The following is a 20,171-nucleotide window of genomic DNA, read 5'->3' on the forward strand; positions in this document are numbered from 1 at the left end:
CCGGGAGGCCCTCCGTGCTGAGCACGATGCAGGACGTACCGCTGACCATCTCGCGGATCGTGACCCACGGTTCGACCGTCCACGGCTCCGCGCGGGTCCTCACCTGGACCGGATCCGGCGAGCCGCCCCGGACCAGGACCTACGCCGAAGTCGGCGCCCGCGCCGCGCAGCTCGCGCACGCCCTCCGCGACGAGCTGGGCGTACGGCAGCAGGAGCCCGTCGGCACCCTCATGTGGAACAACGCCGAGCACCTCGAGGCGTACCTCGCGCTGCCCGCCATGGGCTCCGTACTCCACACCCTCAACCTGCGCCTCGACCCGCGCCAGCTCGTCTGGATCATCAACCACGCCCGCGACCGCGTCATCCTCACCAACGGCACGCTCCTCCCCCTCCTCGCCCCGCTGCTCCCGCAGCTCCCGGCCGTCGAGCATGTCGTCGTCGCCGGCCCCGGCGACCGCTCGCTCCTCGACGGCACCCACGCCGCCGTCCACGACTACGACGAACTCCTCGCCGGCCGCCCCGAGTCGTACGACTGGGCCGTCCTCGACGAACGCGAGGCCGCCGCCCTCTGCTACACCTCCGGCACCACCGGCGACCCCAAGGGCACCCTCTACAGCCACCGCTCCGTCTACCTGCACTCCCTCGGCGTGCTGGCCGCCGAGTCCTTCGGCATCACGGTCCACGACCTCGCGCTGCCGATCGTGCCGATGTTCCACGTCAACGCCTGGGGCCTGCCGCACGCCGCCTTCATGGCCGGTACGTCCCTGCTGATGCCCGACCGCTTCCTCCAGCCCGGCCCGATCGCCGAGATGATGGAGACCTGCCGGCCCACCATCAGCGGCGCCGTCCCCACCATCTGGCAGGCCCTGCTCAACGAACTCGACGCCCACCCCCGCGACGTCTCCTCCCTGCGCACCGCCATCATCGGCGGCTCCGCCTGCCCGGCCCAGCTCATGAAGGGCTTCCAGGAGCGGCACGGCATCCGCGTCGTCCAGGCGTGGGGCATGACGGAGACCTCGCCGCTGGGCTGCATCGCGCACCCGCCGCCGGGGCTCGAACCGGCGGAGGAGTACCCGTACCGGCTGAAGCAGGGGCGCTTCCCCGCGACCGTCGAGGCGCGGCTGCGCGGCCCGGACGGGAACCTGCTGCCGAAGGACGGGGAGTCGGCGGGGGAGCTGGAGGTACGCGGGCCGTGGATCACGGGCGCGTACTACGGCGGCGCGGACGGGGAGCCGTTCCGGCCGGACGACAAGTTCAGCGAGGACGGCTGGCTGCGCACCGGCGACGTCGGCACGATCACGGCCGACGGCTATCTGACGCTGACGGACCGGTCGAAGGACGTCATCAAGTCCGGCGGCGAGTGGATCTCGTCGATGGAGCTGGAGAACCACCTGATGGCCCACCCCGACGTCGCGGAGGCGGCGGTCATCGCCGTACCGGACGAGAAGTGGGAGGAACGGCCGCTGGCGGCGGTGGTGGTGCGGGAGGGCGCGGACGTGACGTATGAGGAACTGCGGCTGTATCTGGGGGAGCGGATCGCGAAGTGGCAGCTCCCGGAGCGGTGGGCGCGGATCGGTGAGGTGCCGAAGACGAGCGTGGGGAAGTTCGACAAGAAGGTGCTGCGGAGGCGGTACGCGGACGGGGAGTTGACGGTGACGCAGTTGTGAGCGGGGCGCGGATGTGAGGCGGCACGGGGCTCTGGCCGGCCCCGTGCCGCTTGCGCTGTGCGGTCCCGGGCGGTGCGGTTTGCGTCGTGCCGGTCCTGCACCGTGCGGTGGTACGCCGTGCCGGTGGTACGCCGTGAGGCCTCTGCCGGCTGCGGGCTACGTCGTGCCGATCTTCGCCAGCAGGTCGACGATTCGGTTCTGCACCTCCGCGCTCGTCGACCGCTCCGCCAGGAACAGCACCGTCTCCCCCGAGCGCAGCCGCGGCAGTTCGGCGCGGTTGATGTCCACGGCCGTGTAGACCACCATCGGCATCCGGTTGAGCATCCCGTTCGCGTTCAGCCAGTCCACGATGCCCGTACGCCGGCGGCGGATCCGCATCAGGTCCATCACGACCAGGTTCGGCCGGAAGCGCGTCGCGAGGTCCACCGCCGCCTCGTCCGACGTGGCGTGCATGACCTGCATCCCGCGCCGCTCCAGCGTCGCCGCCAGCGCGTCCGCGATGTCGGGGTTCTCCTCGAAGAGGAGCACGCGCGGCGGGTGCTGCTCGCTGTCGCGCGGCGCCAGCGCCTTCAGGAGCACCGCCGGGTCCGCCCCGTACGCCGCCTCCCGCGTCGCCTGCCCGAGTCCGGCGGTCACCAGCACCGGTACGGACGCCGCCACCGCCGCCTTGCGCAGCGACTGCAGCGCGGTGCGCGTGATCGGGCCGGTCAGCGGGTCCACGAAGAGGCCGGCGGGGGACACGGAGATCTGCGCGTCCAGCTCCTCGCGGGAGTGGACCACGACGGGGCGGTAGTTGCGCGCGGTCAGCGCCTGCTGCGTGGCGGCGTCGGGCTCGGGCCAGACGAGCAGCCGGCGCGGGTTGTCCAGCGGCTCGGGCGGCATCTCGTCGTCGAGCCGCAGCGGGGTCGTCTCGGGGTCCTGCGCGGCGACCTCGATCACGCCGTGGCGCCCGTCGAGCGGCTCGGGGCCCTCGGCGGCGGAGGCGTCGGGCGCCCCTATGGCGAAGGCGCGTCCGATGGCGTCCCGCCGGGCGGCGGTGCCGGGGCGCGGCGCGGGCCGGTGGGGCGGGGCGGGCTGCTGCGGGGGCTGGGGGTGGTGGGGGTGCTGGGCGTGCGGTGCGTGGGTGCCTTGCGGGGGCGTGCCGTCAGCGGGGCTGCCGGCGCCGAGGCGGCGCCGGCGACCGCCGGTGTGCTCGTCGGCGGAGTCGTACGGCTCGTGGGTGGGCGCGTGCGCGGGGTCGCCGGCGGCGGCGTACGGGTCGTACGCGGAGTCGTGGGCGGGGTCGTAGGGGTCGTGCGGATCGTGGGTGGGGTGGGCGCCGGTGTTGCCCGTGTTGCCCGTGTTGCCGGTGGGGGTGCCGTGTTGGCCGTGGACGCCCCGGACTTCCTGCCCACCTGAGGTGCCCTGGCCGTCGCTGGTCTGGGGTGCGGCGTCCTGAGGGGGGTTCGGTCCCTGGCCGCCTTGGGAGGGCGGGCCGTCCTGGGAGGGGCGGCCGGAGGGCTGGTCCACGTAGGCGACGCCCTGGCCGAGGGTGCGCACGCTGATGGGGCCCGACTGCTGCGACGGCAGTGCCGGCATCGCGGGGGTCGCCGCGGAGCGTGCGAAGCGGGTGGCGCCGCCGCGGGTGGAGGAGGTGGGCGCGGAGCCGGGCCGCGGCGGGGCCGGGGCCGCGGGCGGGGCGTCCTGCGCGGGGGTGCGGGGGGCGTTCGCCGCGGCCTGGCGCGGGTCGACGCCGCGGGCCGGGGTCTGCATCTCGTGCCGCGGGTCCACGGGCGCGGGGGCGTGCCCGGACGTGTGGGGGCCGGCGCCGGGGGCCTGGGCGGCGGCGGGTTGCGCGGGGGCCTGAGCGGCGGGGGCCTGCGGGCCGGGCTGCCGGGGGACGTTGCCGCCTTGGGTGCGGGGGTCGCCCTGGGTGCGGTGGTCGCCTTGCGTTCGGGGGTCGTGCTGGGCGCGGGGGTTCTGGGCGCGGCCGTCGCCCTGGATACGGGGGTCGTGCTGGGCGGGGACGGCCGGGGCGGGGTTGCCGCGCCGGGGCTGCGGGCCGTCCGGAGTGCCGTGGGCGGGGTGCGGGGTCTGCGAGGTGCGTACGGTGCGGACTTCGCCCGTGTCGTCGCCGGTGGCGGGGGCGCGGTTGCCGTCGTGGGGGTAGGGGCCGGTGTCCGGGTCCTGCACGGGGCGGCCGGTGGCCCGGCGCGGGCCGGGGGCGGCGTAGGGCGGCGGGGCGTCGTCGTAGCCGCCGGGGGTCTGGGAGTGCGGGTACGGGCCGGTGTCCGGCTCCTCGGCGGGAGGACCGGGGCGGCGGCGACGGCCGGTGGGGTGCTGCGGCTGGGCCGGCCCGACGCCGGCGGGGGGCACGGGTGTGCCGGGCGCGTTGCGTACAGCGGAGTCGGCGGTGCCCTGGGGCAGTTGCGGCGCCGCGGAGTTCTGCGCCGGGGGGAGAGCCGCGGGCTGGCCCGCGGCGGGCCGGCGCCCGGCGGGGTCGGCGGGCTCCAACTGCCCGGCGGTCGCGGGGTCGTCGTAGCCGCCGGGGCCGGAGCGCCCGCGCGGGTTGCCGCCCCGGTGCTGCCCCGGGTCGTCGTAGTCGCCGGCGGCCGCCGGCACGTCGGGGTCGCCCTGCGCCGCCTGGGCGCGGCCGGGGTTGCCCCGCGTACGGGACCGGCCGTGGCCGGGAACCGCCGGGTCGTCGCCGTACTCGCCTGTGGCCGGGTCGCCGGGGTCGCCGGGGTCACCCCGGCCGGCGTACGCGCCCGGGTTGCCCCGCGTGCGGGGGCCGGGCGCGGCGGAGTCGCCGTACTCGCCGACGGGGCCGTCGGGGTCCGCGTAGCCGTCGCGGTCGTCCCGCCGGGCGGCCGGGCCGCGACCGGGCGCCGCCGGGGCGTCGTACTCGCCCGGGCCCGCGGTGTAGCCGGGCCTGGGGTGCCCGGCGGGCGTCTGCCCTCTACGGGGCGTTCCGGGGCCGGCGTCGTCGTACTCGCCGGGGCCCGTGGTGAACGCGGGCGCGTCCTCGTCGTACCCGCCGGGTCCCAGCGGCTCGGCGCCGCCGGGGGCGTGGCCCGTACGGTCCACGGGCTCTGCCGGACCGCCGGGGCCCATGTGCGCGCCGGTGCCGGTGTGCGCGGTGGGGCCGCCGGGCCCCACCGGACCGGGCCCGGCCGGGCCGACCCGTCCACCGGGCCCACCGGACGCGGCGGGACCGACCGGGCCGCCGGGCCCGCCGGGGCCCGCCTGCCCACCGGGACCACCGGGGCCGCCGGGCCCACCGGGCCCGGTCGGACCACCGGGACCTCCCGGACTCATCGGACCGCCGGGACTCATGGGGTCGTCAGGACCCTCGGGCCCACCCGGCCCGTCATACCCGCCGGGCCCGCGGGACCCGCCGGGCCCGTCATACGGACCGCCCTGCCCGCCGGGCCCACCCGGACCGTTGGGCCCGTCGTGCCCGCTCGGGCCGCCGTGACCTGCCGGCCCACCGGGCCCACCGGGTCCGCCCGGACCACCGGGACCAGCGGCGCCGCCCGGACCGCCTTGCCTGCCCGGCCCGCCGTAACCTTCCGGTCCACCGGGGCCGTCGTAAGCACCCTGCCCGCCGGGCCCGTGTCCCCCGCGCCCGCCCGGACCAACCGGCCCACCGGGTCCGCCCGGCCCACCGGGACCGTCGTAGGCACCCTGCGGGCCGGGCCCGCCCGGGCCGCTCTGCCCGCCGCGCCCGCCCGGACCAACGGGTCCACCGGGCCCGCCCTGCCCGCCGGTGCCGCGTCCACCGGGTCCACCCGGACCCCCGCGCCCGCCGTGACCACCGGCGCCGCCCGGACCGCCCTGGCCCTCCGGCCCACCCGGTCCGATCTGCCCGCCGTTCTCTCCCGGCCCTCCGGGTACGCCTCGACCTCCGGCACCCCCCGGGCCACCGGCACCACCCGGGCCGCCGTGGCCCTCGGGCCCGCCCTCACCGTCGTACGCGCCCTGGCCGCCGCGCCCTCGGGCGCCACCGCGGCCCTCCGGCCCTCCCGGGCCGCCCGGCCCGTGGTGCGCACCCGGCCCGCCGGGACCGCCCGGGGCGCCCTGCCCCTCGAAGCCGCCCGGCTCGCCGAGTCCGCCCTGCGCGTCCGGGCCGCCACGGCCGCCCTGCCCGCCGGACCCGGGCCCACCCGGTCCCTCGGGCCCCGCCGGACCGCGGCCCACGGGGCGGCGCCGGCCGCCCGTCGTGGGCTCGCCCGACTCCGTGCGGTCCTGCTGCGCCTGGCTGCCCGGGCCCTGGCCCACGGGCCGCCGACGACGGCCGCGACCCTGCGTACCGGGGAGGGCGTGCCCGACCGCCGCGGCGCCGGTGTCCACGACGCCGGACTCCCCGGCATCGCCCGTACCGCCGGCCGCGGCGCCGACATCGCCCGGCACTCCGCCCGGTACACCGTCCTGCGCACCGTCCGCGCCGTCACCCGGCGCCGGCACACCACTCCCGCCGTCGTACGCGCCCTGCCCGTCATCCGGCACCGCGCGGCGCCGGTGTCCACTGGTCCCGTTCGCGCCGTGCACCGGCGTCGGGCCACCGGGAGCCGCCTGCCCGGCGACGCCGCCGGCCGCCTCGGGCGCCGCCGCAGCCTGCGGCGTACCGTGCCCCGGCGTACGACCCGGCTCCTGGACACCCGCCGGCCCACCGGCCTCCGCCGCACCGGCCCGGCGACCGCCTCCCGCACCCGCACCGCCGTGCCCCGCACCGCCGTCCGCGCCGCCATCCGCAGAACGATCCGCACCGTGCCCCGGCGCCGACCCCGCCGCCGCAACGCCCTCCGCGGGCCCCCCGGCTGCCGCCGGCACCCCCGCGGCCGGTGTCGCTCCGCGCCGGCGCCGGCCCGTACCCGTACCGCCAACGCCCGTACCGCGCGGGGGTGTCCCCGCTCCGTCACCGGACTCCGCGGCGGGAGCAGCGCGTCGCCGCCGCCCACCGCCCGTACGCCCACCACCGGAAGTCCCGCCACCGGAAGTCCCGCCGCCGGAAGTCTCACCACCGGAGGCCCCGCCCCCGGCCGTACCGCCCTCGGCCCCGACACCCGCCGAATCCCCGGCAGCACCGGCAGCCGTACCGGGCCCGCCCATGCCTCCGGGCCCGACCAACTCGCCCGAGTCGCCGGCCGACATCCCCGCCGACATCACAGCCCCGCCGGCCGCCCCGGAACCGCCCGCAGCCGCACCCGAGGCCCCCGCGCCCCTCGACGCACTCCCCCGCGCCGGTGCCTCCGCGCCGGGCATCACCGTCGTCTCGTTCCCCGTGTCCCGCCCGCGCCCCGACGTGTCGCGCGCCCGCGCGGCCCGCGCCGCCGGCCCGGCGGCCTGTACCGGAACCTCCAGCAGGTACGCGCCGCCGCTCTGCCCCGGCACCTCGTGCGTCTGCAGGATCCCGCCGTGCAGGAGGGCGACCCCCCGCGCCAGCGGCTCGTGCACCGAACCCGCCGCACCCGCCCCGCCCGCACCACGAGAACCGGAAGCACCAGCAGTACCCGGAGCACCGACCCCCCGCGGACCCTGCACCTCTATCCGCACCACATCCCCGCGGCGGGCCGCCGCCACCACCACCGGCGCGTCCGACGCCCCCGCCGTCCGCTGCCCCGTGGCGTCGACCCCCGCGACCTCCGCGATCAGGTGTGCCAGCGCCAGCGCCAGCCACCGCCCGTCCGCCTCGATCTCCAACTGCGGCGCGTGCACCACGAACTGCGCCCGCCCGGGGCCGATCAGCTCGTCCGCACCCTCGGTCGCAGCGTGCACCACGTCCTCGACGTTCACCGTCTCCACCACCAGCCGCTCCTTGCCGGAGTCCAGCCGCTGGAAGTTGAGGACGCCGTCGATGAGCGCGGTCATCCGCCCGTACCCGGCGGAGAGGTGCCGCAGCGTCTGGTTGGCCTCCGGCCAGAGCTGCCCGGCCGGGTCGTCGACGAGGGTGTTCAGCTCCGCCCGCAGGGTGTCGAGCGGGCTGCGCAGCGCGACGGCGAGCACCGCCTGCAACTGCGCGAGCCGCGCCTCCAGCGCGTCGCGCCGCCGCCGGTCGGTGAAGGCGAGGACGGCGCCGACGAGTTGGTCGCCGTCGCGCACCGGGGCGGTCGTCATGTCCACCGGTACCGGCTGGCCGTCGCTGCCCCACAGCACCTGGCCGCGTACGCGGTGCTTGCGCCCCGAGCGCAGGGTGTCCGCGATGGGGGTCTCCTCGTACGGCAGGGGGGTGCCGTCGGGGCGGGAGTGGTGGATGAGGGGGTGGAGGTCGGCGCCGCCGAGTTCGCTGGCGCGGTAGCCGAGGATCTGCGCGGCGGAGGGGTTGACGAGGACGACCTTGCCGGTGGTGTCCGTACCGACGATGCCCTCGGCGGCGGCGCGCAGGATCATCTCGGTCTGCCGGCGCTGCCGGTGCAGCTCCGCCTCGATCTCCGCCGAGCCCGTGAGGTCCCGTACGACGAGCATGAGCAGCTCGTCGCCCGTGTAGTGGTGCCCGGGCGCGTACGGGGACTCGCCGCCGGGGCCGTCCTCCAGGTCCGCGCTGGTGACCTCGGCGGGGAAGCCGCTGCCGTCGGTGCGGCGGGCGGCCATGCGCAGGGGCTTCGTACGCTCCTCGGCGCGCATCCCCGCGTCGGGCGCGACGGACCCCGTGGAGTCGCCGCGGGGGCGGCGCATGGAACCGGGGATGAGCTGCGGGTCGAAGTCCGGCAGCAGGTCGAGCAGCCCGCGGCCCACGACGGCGGCGCCGGGCCGCTCGAAGGTCTCCAGCGCGACGCGGTTCGCGGCGACGACGGTGCCGTTGGTGTCGACGAGGAGCAGCGCGTCGGGGAGTGCGTCGAGTATGGCGGCGAGGCGAGCAGCGCCTCGGGATGGCCTGCTGCTCACGACGAACTTCCTCCTCGACGACCGTTCTTGCTGTGCTCCGCGGCCGGCCCTCACGCCGTCGCGCCTGTCGTACGCGCCCTTCTGCGGGCCCGTACGCGCCCCGTGCGCGCCGGTGGCCGTGCCACGAGAGGATTCTACGGTCCCCCGTTGCCCGGGGGACGGCGGATGAGAATCGTCACGCCGCCACCACATCTCCGCCGGGTTCCGCCGGGGAGCGGCCGGGGGCGCCCGGGTGTCGTGCGGTCCGCCGACAGCACGGGCAGGTCGTACGGGACGCGGGGTGGAAACGGGGGGCACGGGGCACGGGTGCGGCCCCGGGCCCTCAACTGCCCGGCACAGGCGGCAGAGTACGTGAAGAACGGAACCGGGGGACGGGCGCCGGGAGGACGGGGCGCGACGATCCCGGCAGCCCCGAAAGCCGCCGCGGCACCGCCGTGGCGCCGCCGCGGCCCCGCCCCGGAGGCGCGGGGGCGCACCGCGGAAAGCGCTCCGGAAGCCGGGGAACGCACTCCCGTACGCGCTCCGGTACGCACCCCGACGCGCACTCCCGTACGCCCCCGGCGCGCACCCACCTCCGCCGCTTCGTTCCCACGGGCGGCGACCACCGCCTGCGCACCACCCTCCGCACCACCGGGCCTGACGTCGGTCGGTCGGCAGTTTCTTCACCGGCCGGACACAAGATCCTGATCCGCTCCTCTGCCCAGGGCGAATCTGCCCGGGGCAAAGATCCCTCCCCTTTGCGCCGCCTCGCGCCGACTGTGGAAACAGGAAGCAGTGCAAGCCACGAGGGAGGCACGATGACACCACCGCCCCGCACCACAGCCCGGCCGTCGGTTCTGACCCCGCGCGCCGAGGAAGAAGAGGGCACACCGCCCCCGTCGAGGTTCGACGACCACCTGGCCGCCCAACTCCTCGGCCAGCGCATCGTCCTCCTCGGCACCGAGGTCACCGACGCCTCCGCCAACCGCATCTGCGCGCAGCTCCTGCTCCTCTCCGCCGAGGACCCGCGCACCGACATCGCGCTCTACGTCAACAGCCCCGGCGGCTCCGTCCACGCCGGCCTCGCCATCTACGACACGATGCGGCTGATCCCCAACGACGTGGCCACGCTCGCCATGGGCTTCGCCGCCAGCATGGGGCAGTTCCTGCTCACGGTCGGCAGCAAGGGCAAGCGCTTCGCGCTCCCGCACGCGCGGATCATGATGCACCAGCCCTCCGCCGGCATCGGCGGCAGCGCGGCCGACATCGAGATCCAGGCGGACAACCTCGAATACAGCAAGACGCTCATGGAACGCCTCCTCGCCGAGCACACCGGCCAGGACCAGGCGACGATCTCGCGCGACGGCGACCGCGACAGGTGGTTCACGGCGGAGCAGGCGAAGGAGTACGGGATGGTCGACCAGGTCGTCGAGTCGCTCGCCGACATCCGCCCGGCAGGTTCGAAGCGACGGATGGGGCTGTGACCATGAGCCAGTACACGATCCCGAACGTCGTCGAGCGCACCGCGCACGGCGAGCGCGCGTACGACATCTACAGCCGGCTGCTCTCGGAGCGGATCATCTTCCTCGGCACCGAGATCGACGACGGCGTCGCGAACGTCGTCATCGCCCAGCTCCTCCACCTGGAGTCGGCGAGCCCCGGCACCGAGATCTCGATCTACATCAACTCGCCGGGCGGCTCGTACACCTCGCTGATGGCGATCTACGACACGATGACGTTCGTCGGCGCCCCCATCTCCACGTTCTGCGTGGGGCAGGCGGCGTCGACCGCGGCGGTGCTGCTCGCGGGCGGGGAGAAGGGGCGCCGCTTCGTACTGGAGCACGCGCGGGTGCTGCTGGGCCAGCCGGCGAGCGGCGTGCGGCGCGGGACGGTGTCGGACCTGAGCCTGGAGGCGAAGGAGATCCTGCGGATCCGGACGCAGATGGAGGACGTGCTGGCGCGGCACACGGGGCACGAGGTGGCGACGCTGCGCGCGGACACGGACCGGGACAAGGTGTTCACGGCGGCGGAGGCGGTGGCGTACGGGCTGGCGGACCAGGTGATCAGCAAACGCGAACTGTGACGGAGCCGGGGACGCGGCCGGGTACGGCGGGACGGGGGCCGCCGTACCCGCGGCCGACTACGGGCGGGCTGGCGGCGGGCGGGCTGGCGGCGGGCCGGATGCCGGTCGGCTCAGGCGGCGAGCCGCACGTCGCCGGGGCGCGAACGGCTGGTGGGCAGCTCGGTGACGGAGGAGAGGCCGGCGGCCGTCTGCCGGCCCCGCTCGCGGTCCCGCTCCCGGTCGCGTACGGCGGAGAGGCGGATGATCTCGCCGTGCACGAGCACGAGCAGGTCGGCGAGGCGCAGCCCGAGGGCCTGCGCGGCGGCGGCGAGGACCTCGGACGAGGCCTCCTTCAGGCCGCGTTCGACCTCGGAGAGGTACGGCATGGAGATCCGCGCGGCGTCGGCGACGTCCTTCAACGTACGCTCCTGGGCCAACCGCTCCCGCCGCAGCACACCCCCGACGACCTGCCGCCAGAGGGGCTCGCGCCCGTCGGTCGCCTCGGACCCGGGAGGGCGCAGGGGGAGGACGCGGGCGTGGCGGTTGGGCGCGTGGTCGGTCACGTTCCCAGCGTAGGCGGGTGAGGGGAGGAGGGAAGGGGTGGGCGATCTGCCTACGGCAGAATCGCCGAAGGCGAACGCGGCGGAGGACGGGAACCAGCAGGAACAGTGGAGACCCACGGGAGGGAACACCCTCAGCAGGAACCCTCAGCCCGAAGGCCACCGGCCCCCGAACCCCACCGGGTCGGAACCCCACCGGACCCGGACCCACCGGCCAGAACCCGACTGGACTCCGACAGGACCCCACAGGACCCCCCGGGACCCACCCGGGCCGGCCGGCCGGCTCACTGCCGCCCCTGAGCCTCCCGGGCGGCGTCTTCGACGCGCCGCCGGTAGGACTCCCACCAGGCGCGGTCGCCGTCGGCCAGGTTCTCGTTGCCCCGCCGCAGCCCGGCGGCGCCGTCGACCAGCTCACGGACGATGTCGGCGTGTCCGGCGTGCCGGTGGGTCTCGGCGAGCATGTGGACGAGTACCCGGTGCAGGGACACCTCGGCCCGGTCGTCGGGCCAGTGGGGCACGCGGCCGAGGTCGTCCAGCGCGAAGTCCCCGATGGTGACGTCGGAGTGGGCGCAGACGCGCCCGTAGAGCTGGACGATGTACTCGCGGGACTCGTCGGCGGTGGCCCACATGTCGACGTTGGGCACCTCGGCGTCGGCGCCGTCGAGCCAGGGCACGGACTCGCCGAAGGGGCGGCCGAAGGTGTCGCCGAAGTAGACGGTCTCGCAGCCGATCAGGTGCTTGACGAGCCCCAGCAGGTTGGTCGCGGTGGGCGTCAGCGGCCGCCGTACCTCGTACTCGGAGAGCCCGTCGAGCTTCCACAGCAGCGCGTCGCGGGCGGCCTGGAGGTAGCGGTGGAGGTCCGCCTTGGGATCGGTGTCGGCCATGCGCAAAGCATGGCACTGCACGGCAGCGCACCAGGGGATGGGCCCCCCGCGCTCGCCCGGGGCACCGGGGGCGGGCCCGTAGGATCGAGGGCATGTACTTCTTCCACCTGCGCTAGGCGCCGTCGGCGAGGCGAGGACGACCCGTCGCCGACGAGGCGGGGCGGCGTGGCGCCGTCCCGGGCCTTGGCGTGGGAGAAGAAGACAACATGCGCGACGACGTACATTTCGTCGCTCGGTGCGCGCGCGGCCTGGAGCCGCAGTTGGCGACCGAGATCCTGCAGCGCGAACTGGGCAGCATCACCGCGATCGGACACCGCTCCGTGCACTTCCGGGCCTGGCGCCCGTACGACACGGGGGTCACGGGGCTGCGGACGGCGGACGACGTGTTCCTGCTGGGGGCGAGGGGAAGGGACGTGGGGAGGACGAAGGCGGGCTTGCCGGAGCTCGCGGCACTGGTGAGGGAAGCCGACCCGGAGGAACTCCTCCGCCACCGCACCGTTCTCGCCACCACCGAGAGGCCACCGGGGGTGGAGGTGTCGGCGTCGTTCCTGGGGAGGCGGAGCTTCAACAGGTACGACGCGGAGGACGCGGTCGGCGACGCGTTGGCGGCGCGGTTGAAGGTGCCGTACCACCCACGGCGTACGCAGGGAGCGCCCCCGCCGGACTACGCGCCGTGGCGTCTGACGCTGGACGGCACCCGGGCAACACTGCTGCTCCGCGTCACGCCGCGCCCGCTCCACCGCCGCCCGTACAAGCAGTCGACCGTACCGGGGAGCCTGCACCCGCCGCTGGCGGCGGCGATGACGAGGCTGGCGGACATCGGCCCGGGCCACACGGTCCTCGACCCCTGCTGCGGCGCGGGCACCCTGCTCATCGAGGCGGCACTGGCGCACCCGGAGGCGGGGCGCTACCGGGGCTACGACATCGACCCGACGGCACTGGAGGCGGCCCGCGCGAACAGGACGACGGCGTCGCTGGACCGCATCCGTATCCAACGAGGAGACGCAGGCAGACTCCCCCTCCCGAACGGGACGGTCGACCGCATCGTGTGCAACCCGCCGTGGGGCACGCAGGTGGAGGTGAAGGCGAGCCTGGCGAAAGTCCCGACGGCCTGGTGGAGGGAACTGACCCGCCTCCTCACCCCCACGGGCACAGCAGTACTCCTCCTCCCCACCCCAACCCCCGTGTCCCCAGCCATAGAGGCGGGCCTCCTCCCCACGCACACCCAGCGCATACACCTGTCAGGCACCCCCACGTACCTGATCAAACTGGAAAAGGAAAAGCCGAGATAAAGCGAAACCATTCACCCCCGGAGCCGATAATGTGCGCATGGCCCTGACACAGCAACTCGCCCGGGTGAGTCCGGAATACCTGGAACAGTGCCGCAGGACCGCCGCGGCCGCGCCCGACGGCGATCCGCAGTGGGACCCGCCGGACGAGGACACGTTGGACCTGGACTGGGCGATCTGGGGCTTGATCCGGTTCTGCGGCGGATCCGAGACGGACGCGGACCACCGAGACACACTCCAGCGAAGCATCGAGGGGGACGCGGGGGGTGTGGAATTCCTCGATCACCGGGAGGTCCACGACGGCTTCGACGCCCCGCCGGCGCTGCACAGTCCAGCGGCGGTGGCCAAGCTCGCCGAAGCACTCAACACCATCGACCTGCACCAGACCCTCACCCACCTCCCCCAGGACGCCAAGGAGGCAGCCCAAGCCTGCGGCTTCGAGTGGAAGGACACCCACCCCCGCGCCTACCTGACCCGGCACTTCACAGCACTGCGCGACTTCTACAACACAGCCAGCCAACGCAACCAAGCCATCCTCACCTGGGTGGACTGACCTTGACGCACCACACAGCAAGCGAAGCTCCACGCAGGCGAGAGCAACGAAGAATTGTCAAGACGTGTGGATGAGGAGTGGTTTCCTGCTGGCAGGCGAAGGGACTTGAGTCTCCACCAGGGGGAGACATAAAGGTGGGGTCATGGACGGCGACACGCTCTACTCGATCGGCGAACTAGCTCGGCGGACCGGTCTCACGGTCAAGACCATTCGGTTCTACTCCGATCGCGGAATCGTGGCGCCGACGGACCGCAGCCCGGCCGGCTACCGCCTTTACAGCATCGACGCCGTCGCACGCCTGGACCTCGTGCGGACGCTGCGCGAGCTGGGACTGGACCTTCCCACGATCCGCAAGGTCGTGGACCGCGAGCTCTCGCTCCCCGAGGTCGCCGCGGCGCACGCCGAAGCACTGGCAGTGCAGATCCGCGTCCTGCGCCTGCGACGCGCGGTGCTGACGGCGGTGGCCGAGCGCGGGTCCACACCTGAGGAGACGGAACTCATGCACCGGCTGGCCCAGCTTTCCGAGGACGAACGCCGACGTCTGATCGGCGATTTCCTCGACGCCGTCTTCGGCGGTCTTGACGCCGCCCCCGCATTCGCGGGGGTCATGCGCTCGATGACCCCCGAGTTGCCCGACGACCCGGAGGCAGAGCAGGTCCAGGCGTGGGTGGAGTTGGCCGAAATGTCCCTGGACCCGGATTTCCGCACCATGGTGCGGCGGATGACCGAGGACCAGGCAGCCGAGCAGGCCCGAAGCGGCATGACGGGCCCGCGCCGTGACATCGCCGCAGCCGTCCGCGACCAGGCCGGCCCGGCCCTGACCGCAGGCATCGACCCGGCCTCGCCCCAGGCCGATCCGATCGTCGCGGAGTTCACGGCGTACTACGCGCACCTCCTCGGCCGCCCCGACGACGTCGAGCTCCGCCGCCGACTGGCGACTCGGCTGGAGAGCGTGAACGACCCGCGCAGGGAGCGATACCTCCAGCTGCTCGCAGTGGTCAACGGCTGGCCGGCCCCGGAGAGTCTGGCTCCAGTGTTCGATTGGTCCGTCCAGGCTCTGCGCGTCCGGACACAGCGATGACGGTGCGGTCGCAAGGCGGCATGGACCGGACGCGGCTGGCGCCAGGTGAGAACGCCGCCGCACATGATGGGTTCATGAATGCCCCGGTCGTACTTCAGGCGGCCGCGTCGCCGGTCTCTCCCGCTCTCGTTCTTCGCCCCTGGCGTATGGAGGACGTTGCCGCACTGGTCGAGGTGAGCCGGGATCCCGCACTGCGCCAGTGGGCGAACTCCGTCGTGGACGACGATGCCGACGGGGCACGCTGGGTGCAGGCGCAGCAGCAGGGCTGGGCAGCGGGGAACCGGTTCGGCTTCGCCGTCCTTGAGACACAACCCGGCTCAGTTCGCGAACAGTTGCTGGGCAACGTGGTCCTCAAGGAAGTCGCCGCCGGCAAACCGGCGGCCGAAGTGGGCTACTGGACCGCGGCACACGCTCGCGGGCGGGGAGTGGCCTCCCGCGCTCTGGAGGCACTCACCAACTGGGCCTTCGACACCTTCAAAGCCGACGGGCTGGAGCGTCTCGAACTCCTGCACCAGGTCGACAACCTGGCATCGTGCCGGGTTGCACAAAAGAGCCGCTACAACTTCAACACCACCCTGCCAGCGGCACCACCCGCCTTCCCCCGCGACGGCCACCTGCACACACGGCGCACGAGCGCCTGAGACCCTCCCGGCTTGCGCGGATCGGCTGAGGCTGCTCACGCCGAGACGGTCTCGCGGCGTTCGAGGCGGGTCCCGGCACGGACCGGAGCGCCCAGGTGGGGCGCGTCCACAGCCCGCTGGCGGACCTGGGCCGACTCGACCATTTAAAGAACCATCGCCAGCCCGGCGACCCGGCTGCCGGCACCCTTCGTCACCTTGGTCCGCAACCGCACGGCGGCGAACGTCGACTCGATGGAATTCGTGGCCCGCAGATGGATCCAGCCCAGTCATGTTCTTGTGCACACCGGTGAGGGCGACGGGGAGGGCGATCGTCAGCCCCGTCTCCTCCAAGACCTCCCGCTGAAGCCCCTCCGACACCGTCTCCCCGTGCTCCAGGACTACGCCGGGCGGCTCCTACTGGCCGTTGCCACGGCGCTGGATGAGCAAGGCGAGGCCCTCGTCGTCGACGATGCCTCCGGCGACGCTCACGGAGTGGGGGCGCTCTGCGGTACTCACGGTCCTCGGTCCCCTCGGCCGTGCCGGTGACGGTGTCGCCGTGCGGCATGCGAAAAGCCCCGCAGATGTGTCTGCGGGGCTTCTACCTGTGCGCGCTCGGCAGGATTCGAACCTGCAACCTTCTGATCCGTAGCTCTATGTGGATCGGTCAGCGAGGGGCAGGCTGGCCCTCGGCCGATCCTCCCCGGACACTGCCGGTCGGGGCCGGTCCACGAGGTTGCGGTACTTCGCTGCTGTACTGCGGGCCGTCGACGCACGATGGCCCGTCCGCCGATGCTGCCTGCTCGTTGCCGATGAGCACGCCCCCCCATGAGGCTCACCGCACAAGCGACGATCACGGCGGTGCTCGTAGGAACTGTCAGCCTCAGTGAGCTCGGTGGCTGTTCGTCTTTGATTCGCTGTCGCATAATGGGGACGGCTCCCGTCTATCGAATGGTAGGGGCCTCGGCCACCCGCGGCGGACTCGACAACCACGCGGGTGGCCTCAGCAATAAAGCACCCTGACGCCGGGCAGGCGAAATTCTGCACCGCCAAGAGGAATCCTGCAAGCTTCGAGGTCAGAGCCGAAATCGCTGCGCTAGACCTCGCACCCGGCGCCCCGACTCGAATCATCAATCAATGATCTATCCAATAGAAGCGACTCGCTATCGACGCTCTATTCAAGATGATTCAAATAGCCAATCAATGCTCTATTCAAGATGATTCGACTCACTAGTCAATGCCCTACCCAATAAGGTTCCAGCGTTCCTTCCCCGGCTCATGCCCGGGTTCCCCAGCGAAGGACGCATAGCCCCGTCAGCGGTAGGTCGGTGGAGCGGCTTTGGGCGGGAGCTGCCATGGGTGGGAGATCATGGGGCCTTAAGCTGACCCGCGATCGGGCTGGTTGTGGACCTGCCCGTAATGGGCCGATGTGGCCCCATGATCTTAGGGCCCCGCCCCATGGTGGCTGCCCAAAGCCGCGGAGCCGACCGGACCCGCCATGAGTCGTTTCTCTTGAGCAGGCTCGCCTCCCGTTGCGGGCCGGCGGACCGGGCCGGAGCGGGGCGGAGACAGGAGCGGCGGCCCGGGGGGCCGGGCCGCGCGGCGGTCCGCGGCAGCGGGCCGCCCTTGAAGTGGTAGAGAAGGTTGTTACGCGTGGGGCTTACATGCTGGTGTCTGCCTGCGGCGGTGGGAGGTAGGGCACGGGCGTGACTGTCCACGTCGCGTGCATCGTGCCCTGCTTCAGCGTGAGCGTGTGGGGCTGGCCCTGCGACAGGTCGCGAGTCGCCTCGTCCTGGCCGTGTTCGATCCAATCGCGGGCCTGGCGGTAGGGCTCCTCGTCCATGCTGATGGCGACCATCATCAGCGTGGCCTTGAGCCAGCGCAGTGCCTCGCCTGTGCTGTGGGCGTCGAAGATGCCTGACCGGCGCTCGTCCACGTGGCACTCGCAGTGAAACCAACGCGGCTCCGGAGGAGTTCGCTGGCTCATTGGTGCCGCCTCTGCGTGCTCGGCCTCACGCTGGCCGCCGGTTGCGGCTCTGGCTCTGTCGTGCCGGCGTCCAGGTCGGCCATGACCGCGCAGCCCGCGTCGTCCCCCGTTCACTTCCACCCGGCGGCCGAGCGATGAGCCGAGCGTGAGTCCACAGCCGTGGGTGTCCCCTTCTGCCGCAGCTACCTTGTGGGGTTCCGTCTCGCCGCCACCCACAGACTCAGCGGCTCCGTGCCGGCTGGTGCCCTCGTCACGGCTCATCTCGCCTGCCCAGCACCGGCGCTCTTCCGCGGTCATTCCCGACCCGCCAGGTCCGCCCACACCCGCTTGCCCCAAGGCAGCAACTGGGTGCCCCAGGCCTCGGCCAGTTCGCCCACGAGGGCGAGTCCGCGCCCGCTCTCTTCCTCAAGGGCTGACGTCCTCTTCACCGGGGGTGCTTGGGAGAAGTCCACGACGCCTACGCGTACGCACTCCGCATCCGCCCACTCCACCGTGACGCGGATGGACTCTCGCCGTGCGTACTGGATCGCGTTCGTCACCAGTTCGGAGACGACCACGGTGCCGTCGTCCGCCAAGTTCTCCAGGCCCCAGTCAGCGAGCGCCGCGCGGACCAGGCGCCGGGCGATGGCGGCGCTTTCGGGTTCGCGTGGGAGGGTCTTGCTGTGCCGTGGGCAGCCGTTGGGACGATCTCGCGTCGTGCGTTGCGGCATGTCGGTCCGCTTCCTCAGGTCGGCCAAGCCACGGAGCCGGTCGTGCGGTCGCCGGGGCGCTGGCCGTCCATGCAAGCGGCATGCCGGGCACGCTGACAGGGGCGTAACGTCCCACTTTCAGCAGGCTATTCGCTGACCCCCAGGAACTCCGCCAACGGCCGGAGGCCCGGCGGGTGGTTGGGGAGCGTCCAGAGGTCGCGCACGATGGCCACGGCCAGCGTGTGGTGCTGCATCCACGTCGGCGCCACGCGTCGCAGTGACTCCAGAGTCTTCACCGCGCCGGCCGCGTCGCCGATGTCCGTGTGGGCGCGCGCCACGTCCAGCAGGAGCCACGTCCGCCACGACGGTGGCGTGTCCTTGCTCAGCCGCATCCCCTTGGCCAGGGCCAGCGCATCCTGGGGATGCCCGTACTGGACCGCGAGTCGGACACGTTCGATGCGTACCGAGGAAGGGCTGAAGACGCTCACCATGCGGTTGTCGCCGGCGTCGGGCAGCTTCGCGACGCGAGCGGCTTCCTTTTCCGCCGTCTGCATCATCGCGGCTGCGCGCTCGTAGTGGCCGCTGCGTGCTGCCGACGTGGCGGCGCTCATGGTCAGCGCGCCCCACACCTTCAGGCCGTCAGCGGTGTCGGCACGACCCGCCTTCAGCAGGTCGTCGGCGGCGCGCAGCGCCACGCTCAGGGCGTCTTCGAGGCGTCCCTGCCGCTGGTAGGTCCACGCCGTGGAGTTGACGATCATCGGTACGAGCAGTGGGTCCGAGGACTGCTCCGCGGCATCTATCGCGCGCTCCAGGCTGATGAGCGCGAGGTCCGTCTTCCCCATGCGTACGGCTACGTGTCCGGCGAGTTGAAGCACTTTCCCCAGGGCGGCGAAGGCACCTCTGCGGTCGTCTTCGTCGCTCGAAGCCGTGGCGCTGCGCGCATCCGAGATCAGGTCCGGGAGCGCCTTCATCACCGTGTCGAACTCGGCGGAGTGGTACTGCGTCCAGCTCTCCGCGATCTGATCGCGCAGCCTGCCCGGGGAGAGGCCTGGAACCGGCTCCGGCTCCTGCTTCCAGAGCGCCGGCATGATGGCACGGCGTACGGCGACGAAGCGCGGTCCGTCGCTCTCGCCCGTGGACGCGACCGCGGGTGGGTCGCCCAGGAGCGTCGTCAGCTCCACACCGAGACCGTTCGCCAGCGCGTGCAGCGTCGGCAGGCGCGCCGAGTGCTTCCGCCCCTGCTCAAGATGACGGATCACATCAACGGACACACCGGAGCGCTCGGCCAGCCCCTCTTGCGTCAGGGAGGCCAGACGGCGGAGACGACGGAGGGTTCGTCCCAGGTCTTCGTTTGCCACGCTGTCACGGTACGCGCGGGCGGGGCCCGCGGTGAGCCCTGCTGTACGGCAGGCGAGATGTGCCGCCATGGAATCCGGGTTCGAGCTAGAGGAGTCTCACACCGTCATGCGCGCGCACGGCCGGCGGCGATGGGGCGTCGAGTGCGTCCAGGACGCGGATCGCGTAAGCCTCGTCGGCGAGTTCGGTGACCTCGGCGCGGGTGGCCCAGCGGAGGGCGTAGGTCTCGTCACCGGTGGTCGGCGTGCCGTCTGTGGCGTTGCAGCGGAAGACGAGCGAGACGATCAGGCCCGTCATGTTCTTGTACACGCCGGTGAGGGCGGCGGGCAGGGCGATCGTCAGTCCCGTCTCCTCCAGCACCTCCCGCTGAAGCGCCTGCGGGACCGTCTCCCTGGGCTCCAGGACTCCGCCGGGCGGCTCCCACCGGCCGTTGTCCCGGCGCTGGATGAGCAGGGCCCGGCCCTCGTCGTCGACGATGACTCCGGCGACGCTCACGGAGTGGGGGCGCTCTGCGCTACTCACGGTCCTCGGTCCCCTCGGCCGTGCCGGTGACGGTGTCGCCGGCGGCATGCGAAAAGCCCCG

General features: G+C 73.6%; 14 protein-coding genes and 2 pseudogenes. 7 read left to right on the forward strand and 9 right to left on the reverse strand.

The genetic code is table 11. The features are described from left to right. The first annotated feature begins 14 nt into the window (after positions 1-14). Positions 15-1,667, forward strand: coding sequence for a long-chain fatty acid--CoA ligase (locus LG396_RS01370; protein WP_225793238.1), 1,653 nt, complete (start codon positions 15-17; stop codon positions 1,665-1,667). Positions 1,668-1,823: 156 nt separating this feature from the next. Here the strand turns inward: LG396_RS01370 and LG396_RS01375 are convergent, their stop codons facing one another. After that, positions 1,824-8,531, reverse strand: a complete 6,708-nt coding sequence (locus LG396_RS01375; protein WP_225793239.1) for a PAS domain-containing protein — start codon at positions 8,529-8,531, stop codon at positions 1,824-1,826. Between the two features lie 797 nt (positions 8,532-9,328). Between LG396_RS01375 and LG396_RS01380 the strand changes: the two genes are divergently transcribed. Further along, positions 9,329-9,994 carry a ClpP family protease gene (locus LG396_RS01380; RefSeq protein WP_225793240.1) on the forward strand — a complete coding sequence of 222 codons (666 nt, stop codon included), beginning with the start codon at positions 9,329-9,331 and terminating at the stop codon, positions 9,992-9,994. 2 nt (positions 9,995-9,996) lie between these two features. Then, positions 9,997-10,593 (forward strand): ClpP family protease, encoded by a 597-nt coding sequence (locus LG396_RS01385; protein ID WP_037751597.1) that lies wholly within the window; start codon positions 9,997-9,999, stop codon positions 10,591-10,593. A gap of 110 nt (positions 10,594-10,703) precedes the next feature. Here the strand turns inward: LG396_RS01385 and LG396_RS01390 are convergent, their stop codons facing one another. Next, positions 10,704-11,135 (reverse strand): helix-turn-helix domain-containing protein, encoded by a 432-nt coding sequence (locus tag LG396_RS01390; RefSeq protein ID WP_018836474.1) that lies wholly within the window; start codon positions 11,133-11,135, stop codon positions 10,704-10,706. A gap of 281 nt (positions 11,136-11,416) precedes the next feature. Then, the gene (locus LG396_RS01395; protein ID WP_225793241.1) at positions 11,417-12,016 is read right to left on the reverse strand and encodes a DinB family protein; all 600 of its coding nucleotides are present in this window, start codon (positions 12,014-12,016) and stop codon (positions 11,417-11,419) included. A gap of 206 nt (positions 12,017-12,222) precedes the next feature. On the opposite strand from LG396_RS01395, the gene LG396_RS01400 reads away from it, so the two are divergent. The 4 genes from LG396_RS01400 (at position 12,223) to LG396_RS01415 (ending at position 15,580) form a co-directional block, all read left to right on the forward strand. Beyond that, complete coding sequence (locus LG396_RS01400) at positions 12,223-13,308, forward strand: methyltransferase domain-containing protein (protein ID WP_225793242.1); 1,086 nt, start codon at positions 12,223-12,225, stop codon at positions 13,306-13,308. A 37-nt stretch (positions 13,309-13,345) separates the two neighbouring features. Beyond that, positions 13,346-13,858, forward strand: coding sequence for a DUF1877 family protein (locus LG396_RS01405; protein WP_225793243.1), 513 nt, complete (start codon positions 13,346-13,348; stop codon positions 13,856-13,858). A 142-nt stretch (positions 13,859-14,000) separates the two neighbouring features. Beyond that, positions 14,001-14,939 carry a MerR family transcriptional regulator gene (locus tag LG396_RS01410; RefSeq protein ID WP_225793244.1) on the forward strand — a complete coding sequence of 313 codons (939 nt, stop codon included), beginning with the start codon at positions 14,001-14,003 and terminating at the stop codon, positions 14,937-14,939. A gap of 74 nt (positions 14,940-15,013) precedes the next feature. After that, a complete protein-coding gene (locus LG396_RS01415; protein ID WP_225793245.1) occupies positions 15,014-15,580 on the forward strand; it encodes a GNAT family N-acetyltransferase in 567 nt (188 codons plus the stop codon). 35 nt (positions 15,581-15,615) lie between these two features. On the opposite strand, the pseudogene LG396_RS01420 reads toward LG396_RS01415, so the two are convergent. The 6 genes and pseudogenes from LG396_RS01420 to LG396_RS01445 all read right to left on the reverse strand — a co-directional run. Then, positions 15,616-15,840 (reverse strand): annotated as a pseudogene (locus LG396_RS01420) (IS256 family transposase); the annotation flags it as partial. After that, positions 15,839-16,048: pseudogene (locus tag LG396_RS01425) on the reverse strand (NUDIX hydrolase); the annotation flags it as partial. The pseudogenes LG396_RS01420 and LG396_RS01425, both read right to left, overlap by 2 nt. Before the next feature lie 1,168 nt (positions 16,049-17,216). Continuing rightward, a complete protein-coding gene (locus LG396_RS01430; protein WP_225793246.1) occupies positions 17,217-17,492 on the reverse strand; it encodes a hypothetical protein in 276 nt (91 codons plus the stop codon). Between the two features lie 344 nt (positions 17,493-17,836). After that, entirely contained in the window at positions 17,837-18,253 is a 417-nt protein-coding gene (locus tag LG396_RS01435; protein ID WP_225793247.1) for an ATP-binding protein, read from the reverse strand. A gap of 125 nt (positions 18,254-18,378) precedes the next feature. Beyond that, a complete protein-coding gene (locus LG396_RS01440) occupies positions 18,379-19,590 on the reverse strand; it encodes a helix-turn-helix domain-containing protein (protein WP_225793248.1) in 1,212 nt (403 codons plus the stop codon). Between the two features lie 85 nt (positions 19,591-19,675). Beyond that, positions 19,676-20,110: an NUDIX hydrolase gene (locus LG396_RS01445; protein WP_225793249.1), complete on the reverse strand. Its 435-nt coding sequence runs from the start codon at positions 20,108-20,110 to the stop codon at positions 19,676-19,678. Positions 20,111-20,171 lie beyond the last annotated feature (61 nt).

The organism is Streptomyces aculeolatus (assembly GCF_020400605.1).
GTDB lineage: Bacteria > Actinomycetota > Actinomycetes > Streptomycetales > Streptomycetaceae > Streptomyces > Streptomyces aculeolatus.